The following is a 7,506-nucleotide window of genomic DNA, read 5'->3' as shown; positions in this document are numbered from 1 at the left end:
CTGCAAGCTACCGGCACCCAAGCAGCAGGCGCCGCAGCACTCCGGTGGTACGTGAGTTTGACAATCATTTTCATACTGAGAATGATTGTCATTATGTCTCCGATGTCCCGGCGCCTTTCCACGGCCTCGTTCCTGCGCCGCCTGATCCTCGGGTCCGTAGCGGCGGCGCTCACCATGACGGTCGCGGCCTGCAGCCCGGGCCCGGGCGCTGGAGGCGACGCCGCCGGGGCGGTGGTGACCTCGTTCTATCCGCTGCAGTTCGCCACGGAGCAGATCGCCGGAGGGAGGCTGGCCGTCACCGTGCTGACGAAGCCCGGGGCCGAACCGCACGACCTGGAGCTTGCCCCGCAGGACGTGGCCGCGCTGACGAAGGCCCGACTGGTCGTCTACTCCGACGGGTTCCAGCCGGCGGTCGACGACGCGGTGGCCCAGTCCAGCCCGGCGAGCGTGCTCGACGTCGCCGACGCGGCACGGCTGACGCTGCCGGCCAACCCCGAACCAGGCGGCCAGACCTCCTCCGCCCAGCAGGCCACGCCGGCTCCCGCCGGCGGCCACGGCAGCGCCGACCCGCACTTCTGGCTCGACCCGCAGCGCTATGCCGCCGTGGTGCAGACGATCGGGAAGCGACTGGAAAGCATCGACCCGAAGAACGCCGCAACGTACGCCAAGAACACCACGACCTTCGTCGCCCGGCTGACAGCTCTCGACGCCGAGTACAAGGCCGGGCTGAGACAGTGCCGCTCGAAGGTACTCGTCACCAGCCATGCCGCGTTCGGATACCTCGCACAGCGCTACGGACTCGAACAGCACGGCATCTCCGGGATCTCTCCCGACACCGAACCCAGCGCCGCCTCCCTACAGGCCATCAGCCAGCTCGTGCGCAAGGACGGCGTCACAACGATCTACCAGGAAACCCTTGTCGCGCCACAGCTCGCCCAGACCGTCGCGGCCACGACCGGGGCCACGGTTGCGACGCTCGACCCGATCGAGGGGATCACCGGCAGCTCAGCGGGCAAGGACTACTTCGCCGTCATGCACAGCAACCTCGCGGCCATCCAAAAAGGACTCGGATGCAGCTGACGAGTTCGGATTCCCGGGTCAGCGCCAAACCCACCAGCATGTGACTGAAAGCCTGCACACGGGTCAGGCCGTGCCGGTAGCCATCCCCTTCCGAGCAGCGCCCTGGTGGCGGCGGATGGGACCCCTGATCGGAGGTCAATGCCCGCTCCTCGGCACGACCGATCGGCGCCTGCCCGGACGGACCCCGGAGGCCGGTTGACGGTGGGCGTTCGCCCGCATCCGGTGGCCAGCGATCCGCGCCAGCGTGTCTGGCCGGGGTCACCCGACGAGAGAGCGGAGGACCCTCTTGGCCTGGGCCTCGGTCCAGGCCGTCGTCGGTGGGGAGGTCGCGTTCTTGTGGCCGGTGTCGCTCATGAACCGGTAGATCGTCGCTGGGATCGACCCTTTCGGGGCGGCTGGCGGGCCTTCGAGCAGGAACCGCTCGTGGCTGTGGGCGTCGATGAAGAACACCTCGTCGGAGTGGGAGATGTCATAGGTGAGAGGCTGCCCGGTGCGCCAGTTCTTCGGTGCGGCGCCGGCGCCTCCGGGCACCTTCTGCCTCCAGACGCCGAGGTAGGGCCACAGCTGGTTGATCACTGTCGGGGAGCCGGTGAGCGTCTTCCAGTTGGCAGGAGGCGGCGTGAACAGCTTCTTGTACGCCGCCAGCTGCACGGGGTGTCGCGCACGGGGTCCACGGTGACGGACAGGTAGACGACCTTGGCCCGGTCGGCGGTCGCGTTCTCGTCGCGTGCTGTCTGCACGAGAGTCGCCGTGTCCATGGGGCACGTCTCCTGGCACAACGTCATGTTGTCCGAGAGCACGACGGTGCGGCCGGCGAAGTCGGCGAGGTGCACCGTCTTGCCGGAGGAGTCGGTCAGCGGCAGGTCCAGGATGGCGCGTGGCAGCGTCTGGTCGGTCGGGGTCCCGATCTGCTCCAGCGTCGGCGGTGGGGAGGCGATCGGCGAAGACGAGCGGGCGGTTCCGCACCCCGTCAGGACAGCCGCGGATGTCACGACGGTCGTGGTGGCGACAACGGTCTTGGTCGACAGCACGCAGACGACGATACGACAGGCCGCTGCGGGGCTAGCCGGTGGACACCTGGGGGAGCAGGGTGATCGTCCGACGACGATCGTCACGACCGCACGGCGGCACGTGTGGACGAGCGGAAGAGCGGACGGTGCGATTCAAGGCCCCGAAGTTGGGCAGTTCCGCCGTTTCCCTGCGGTGTTGTCTACTTCGGTCGTAGGTTGCGTTCGCCGGACCCGCCGACCCCACCCTGCGCGTTCGGCTTTCCCCGCTGCCCGTCTCCCACTCCGGGCGCGGATCCCGAGCTTCGCGAAGCGGAGCCTCGGAAAGTGGTATGCCCGCGCAGATGAATCCGCTGCTGCGGCGACCGCCGTGGCCCCGGGCCCCCAGAATCCGGGGCCACGGTCAAAACCCGCGCAGGGCACCGGCGCCCAGGACGAGTCGCGTTGCGGTCCCGGTCATCTCTCCTGCTGCTCGTTGACGCGACGAGCTGTCGCAACTGAGGTCGAGTCGGCCCGTAACGCCCATAGGGCCCGATGCGTTACACGGTCAGCAAGAGGTCGGGCCTTCTCCCCCGAGCAGGCACCCACCTCCTGTGCCCGGGCGCTGCCGGCGTCTGCCTCCATGGGCGGCAGCGCCCCGAACCTCCCTTCGCCGAGATACCGCGTTGGATCGCGAGACTGGTCGGCGCTCCTCGGCGCGACCGATCGGCGGCATGGCCGAGTGGCGCGGCGGCGCTCTGTGACCGAGGGTGGCACGCCGATGCGGCGCGCGGCCGCGTTTGACTGGATGTTCGCAGATTCCGACGCTATGGTTCCGCGGTCGGCCCCCGAGCCCCCCCTGTCCGGGGTGCCCGACTGTAAGGCGGCGCCAATCCCCCGAACGGCGCCGCCTTCCCTCATCTCCACAGATCTGTGCGGCCGAAGGCCAAGCACCCCGACGGCCCATGTAACGCATTCGCGATCACGCGCGCTTTCAGGGGTAGGAGGCGGTGGCGAACCCCCGAGCGTCACCGCCTCCCGCGGAGATCCGCCGTTACGAACGCTGGCCTGGCGAGGGGACTGTGGCGTAGTCGAGCCCCGGAAGCGGAACCAGCAACGGCGCCGACTGTGCCTGCCTGTCCGCCGCCCGCAGGAGGGTCGTCGGGTCGTCGGTGTTGAACCGGTCCACGCCCACCCCCATCGCCATGAGCATCACGTGGTGCGAGGTCACCGGCGTGGTCCACTTCAGCAGGTTCCGCGCGCCGAGCGCTTCACGCATGGGTGCGAGCAGCCGGTAGCTTGCCCGACTGCCTGCCCACGTGCCGGCTTGGACCATCCACACGCCGAGCTGACCGAACCGGCCACAGGCCGCCGCAGCCTGCCCCGGTGTCAACCCGCAGGGCTCTAGGTGCACGCGAAGCCGGAAGCCGGCCTCGCCCTGCAGGGAGCTCAGCCTGGCGACGGCATCGAAGAAGCGGTCACTGGATCGCTCCGAGTCAGCGGGGACGTTGAGGCGTTCAGCGTTCGCCACGACAGCCAGTTCGGTCGCCCCCCGCTCGGCCAAGGCTCGCGCCTCGTCGGCGAGCCGCTGCTGATCGACCGGTGCTGCCGGCGACTCGTAGAAGGCGAGACCGGTCGCCACGGCCACGTTGCTGCCCTCGAGATCCTTCACTACCGTGCTCACCTGCTCGGGCCGGCACGTCACGGCCGCCAGACCCAACTCCGTCGCGAGCGTGCACCCCTGTCGCAGAGCGTCATCGTCGACGCTGGGCAGATGGCGGCGAAGATCCAAGCGCTCGGCCAGCTCGCCGACGGCTACCTGCCTGCGCCACCTCTTGTCGTAGTGCGGCGCGGCACCGGGGTCCTCAAACGGGTTCACGGTCCCCTACTCCTTGAAGCGTGGCGTACCTAGACACACTGGGCGTACCCGGCATCGACGCCGCGACCCACAGCCAACCGAACTGAGCCCACCAGCCGGGGCCAACGCCCGCTACTCGGCTACTTAGAGACTGGTTGCAGGATCGGTGTCCGGCCAGACTCGGTCCAGGTGCTCGGCGAAACGCTCTCATATGCGGCTGCCCACCGGCGTCATTGGTGTGGCTCTCTCATGGCATGCGCGCTCGTCGGGCACCGCGCGAGGAGAGGCTCTGAAGGGGTTTGTTCTGCTCGAAGTAGCGATGCCCTCCCCGCTTCCACATCACCGAGGAAACGAGGAGGTGCACGGCGATGGGCGTGATCATCGGGATGGACCCGCACAAGCGCTCGGCCACGATCGAGGTCGTCGACCACGGCGGGCGAGTACTGCAGGTGGGCCGGTTCGACACCAACGAGGCCGGCTACGCGGCGATGCTCGCCGCGGGCCGAGGGCACGGATCGGCAGGGGAGCGGGTGTGGGCGGTCGAGGGCTGCAACGGCATCGGCCGGCACATCGCGCACCGGCTCGTCCACGACGGGGAGCAGGTGGTGGACGTGCCGACGAAGCTGTCGGCGCAGGTGCGGGTCTTCGCCACCGGTAACGCCCGCAAGGTCGACCCGGTCGATGCGCACTCGGTGGCGCTGGCCGCGCTGTACGCGCCGGCCGAGCCCGGGCTGCGCCGGGTGCTGGTGGAGGATGACCTGGTCGTGTTGGGGATGATGGTCGATCGCCGTGACGAGCTGGGTCGGGCTCGGACCCAGACGGTGAATCGGCTGCATCGGCTTCTGCTGGAGCTGATTCCGGGCGGGGCGAAGACGTTCCTGTCCGCGCCGCAGGCCCGCGCCCTGGTCGCGAAGGTCAAGCCGCGCGACCTCGTCGGCAAGACCCGGCGCCGCCTCGTCGTCGAGCTGACCGGTGAGCTCGAGGTGATCGACCGCAAGATCAAGGCGGCCGACAAGGAGCTGACCGGGATCGGCCCGACCGGCGCCGCAAGGTTGCTGGCAGACGTCGGGGACATCCACCGGTTCCGCGACAAGGACCGGTTCGCCTCCTGGAACGGCACCGCGCCCCTGGACGCATCCTCCGGGGCGCAGCAACGGCATCGGCTGTCCCGGGCGGGCAACCGCCGGATCAACCGGACACTGCACATCATGGCCGTCGTGCAGCTGCGCAACCCGACCCCGGGGCGGGAGTTCTACGACGCCCGCAAGGCCGGCGGGACACCGTCGTTGATGGCGATGCGGTCCCTCAAGCGGCGCCTGTCCAACGTCGTGTACGCGCGGATGCTCGCCGACCAGACCCGCCGCGAGCACACCTTCCGAACCGGGGAGGTGACGGGCCCGGGAGGGCACCGGGGCAACGTCTCTGACTCCAGCGTGACCGGCTCACAACCCCACACCGGCTCTTCGGCGCAGCCTCTTCCCGGACCCGTCACCACCCAGCGTAGAACCCCGGCCCTCGCCACGTCTTGACCTAAAGGGGGGCCATGACCGGACGAGCTCTTCCGCGTTGAGCGAGCTCGCCGGGTGCCCAGCGAGGTCCTCGGCGGCCGACAAGCCGCATGCCCCGCGAGGAGCCTGCGGCTGCTGCACAGCTGCCCCGACGGCGGACAGGATTCGGCGTACCGCGGGCCGACCGGGGAAGACCCCGGCCGATGTGCTCCGACGACCGTCGCAGCCCCTACCACAAAAGGCCAGCATCCGGAGCAAGGTTGGCCGAAACTCACAGCACCAGTCAGGGCATATGTGGTCATCTCTCCCGCGCACCCGCGACCGCGACGGCGTACGCCTTGGGCGCCGGGTGTGACGAAATGGGGTGGACCCGGACCACCGGGACCCCGCACGATGGATGGCGCCGCACACCGTCGTGGCGAGTTGTCAGCGAGATGGCCCTGTCGAGAGGGCGGAGAGGGTGGTGGCCGACATGGCCCGCAGAGCGGCACGCGTCGCGTCCCGAACCCGCCCCGGCTGACCGGTCATCCGGTCATGCCCCCGAACCGACAGGAGCACGACCGTGAAACCCCTGACAGAGCAAGAGATCCGCGCATCCTTCATCAACGCGAGCCGACGCGAGGCCAAGCTGGCGAGCCTGCCGCCCGAGCTCGATCGGCTCGGTGACCGCTGGGAGTCGCTCGACTACCTCGGCTGGACCGACCGCAGCAACCAGCAGCGCGCGTATGCCGTCGTGCCCGTCGACGACCAGCCCGTCGGCATCCTCCTGCGGGCCTCCGAGCGCACCCGCAAGGCGAGCGCCATGTGCGCCTGGTGCGAGGACGTGATGGCGACCAGCGACGTCGCCCTCTTCACGGCCAGGCGCGCCGGCGCGGCCGGCCGCGAGGGCAACAGCCTCGGCACGCTCGTGCACACGGACTTCAGCTGCTCCACCCACGTCCGGCGGCTGCCGAGCAGCCTGGAAGGCGGCCTCGACCCCGTCGCCCTCGTCGGCCGCCGGGTCGGGGAGCTGCGGGCGCGCTCGTCGGCCTTCGCGCGGCGCGTGCGGGACGGGTCGTAGGTCCGCCACGGGTCTGGCGGGTCGCGTTTGGCCGTCGGCCCGGCTGTTGCTACGGTAGGCGTCGCCTCGCAGGCGTAGTTCAGTAGCAGAACAGCCTTCTTCCAGAAGGAAGACGTACGTGCAATTCGTGCCGCCTGCTCCAGACGAAGGGCCCGGTCTCCCCGACCGGGCCCTTCTGCTTGTCCCCCGAGCACACAAGACACTCGCGTATGCCGCATGGCCGGCCCGGCGGCATACGTCCACGGCGGGCTGGCGAGCACGACACCTCCCATGCCTTGCACTCGTTACTGGTGAGTAGCATCATGGAACCAACCGGCCAGTAACTTCGCGCGCCCGCCGGCGACGGCGCGGACGCACGACCAGCGACAGAACGCGGAGGGTCCCCCCGATGGGCCACTACAAGAGCAACGTGCGCGACCTCGAGTTCAACCTCTTCGAGGTCTTCAACCGGCAGGAGGTCCTGGGGCAGGGCATCTACGCCGATGTCGACGTCGACGCCGCGAAGGACATCCTGCGCGAGGTCTCCCGCTTGGCCGAGAACGAGCTGGCCGACAGCCTCCTCGACAGCGACCGCAACCCGCCGGTCTACGACCCGGTCAGCCAGACCGTGACGATGCCCGAGTCGTTCAAGCGCTCGTTCAAGGCCTACGTCGACGGCGACTGGGGCAACCTCGACGTCCCGGCCGAGCTCGGCGGCATGGTCGTGCCGGCGTCGCTGCGCTGGTCGGTCGCCGAGATGGTCTGCGGCGCCAACCCGGCCGTCCACATGTTCACGGCGAGCTACTCCTTCGCCAACCTGCTCTGGCACCTCGGCAACGACGACCAGAAGAAGCTCGCGAAGCACATCGTCGACAAGGCCTGGCACACCACGATGGTGCTGACCGAGCCCGACGCCGGCTCCGATGTCGGCGCGGGTCGCACCAGGGCCGTCCAGCAGCCCGACGGCACGTGGCACATCACCGGCGTCAAGCGCTTCATCACCTCGGCCGAGAGCGACCTCGTCGACAACGTCGT

The 7,506-nt window shown here is 69.4% G+C and carries 7 protein-coding genes and 1 tRNA gene; 5 read left to right on the top strand and 3 right to left on the bottom strand.

Annotated elements, in window-relative coordinates; genetic code table 11:
• Nucleotides 1–1,080 (top strand): metal ABC transporter substrate-binding protein (locus tag ABD194_RS00495; RefSeq protein ID WP_343985880.1); only part of this gene is annotated, 1,080 nt, incomplete at its 5' end.
• Nucleotides 1,081–1,338: 258 nt separating this feature from the next.
• Here ABD194_RS00495 and ABD194_RS00490 read toward each other — a convergent pair.
• From ABD194_RS00490 to ABD194_RS00480, 3 genes are all read right to left on the bottom strand, one after another.
• On the bottom strand, nt 1,339–1,656 hold the full coding sequence (locus ABD194_RS00490; RefSeq protein WP_343985878.1) for a hypothetical protein: 318 nt from the start codon (nt 1,654–1,656) through the stop codon (nt 1,339–1,341).
• Nucleotides 1,653–2,111: an SCO family protein gene (locus ABD194_RS00485; protein ID WP_343985876.1), complete on the bottom strand. Its 459-nt coding sequence runs from the start codon at nt 2,109–2,111 to the stop codon at nt 1,653–1,655. Before ABD194_RS00485 ends, ABD194_RS00490 begins: the two co-directional genes overlap by 4 nt.
• Nucleotides 2,112–3,120: 1,009 nt before the next feature.
• Entirely contained in the window at nt 3,121–3,945 is an 825-nt protein-coding gene (locus ABD194_RS00480; RefSeq protein ID WP_343985874.1) for a beta/alpha barrel domain-containing protein, read from the bottom strand.
• Nucleotides 3,946–4,292: 347 nt separating this feature from the next.
• Here ABD194_RS00480 and ABD194_RS00475 point away from each other — a divergent pair, with 347 nt between their 5' ends.
• The 4 genes from ABD194_RS00475 to ABD194_RS00460 all read left to right on the top strand — a co-directional run.
• Nucleotides 4,293–5,453, top strand: coding sequence for a transposase (locus ABD194_RS00475; protein ID WP_343985872.1), 1,161 nt, complete (start codon nt 4,293–4,295; stop codon nt 5,451–5,453).
• 541 nt (nt 5,454–5,994) lie between these two features.
• Entirely contained in the window at nt 5,995–6,492 is a 498-nt protein-coding gene (locus ABD194_RS00470; RefSeq protein ID WP_343985869.1) for an FBP domain-containing protein, read from the top strand.
• 68 nt (nt 6,493–6,560) lie between these two features.
• A tRNA-Gly gene (locus ABD194_RS00465) sits at nt 6,561–6,634 on the top strand.
• 246 nt (nt 6,635–6,880) lie between these two features.
• Nucleotides 6,881–7,506 (top strand): acyl-CoA dehydrogenase family protein (locus ABD194_RS00460; RefSeq protein ID WP_343988132.1); only part of this gene is annotated, 626 nt, incomplete at its 3' end.

Origin of the sequence: Terrabacter terrae (assembly GCF_039529575.1) — a bacterium.
GTDB classification, from domain to species: Bacteria; Actinomycetota; Actinomycetes; order Actinomycetales; family Dermatophilaceae; genus Terrabacter; species Terrabacter terrae.
This window is presented reverse-complemented; position numbering and strand designations above follow the sequence as displayed.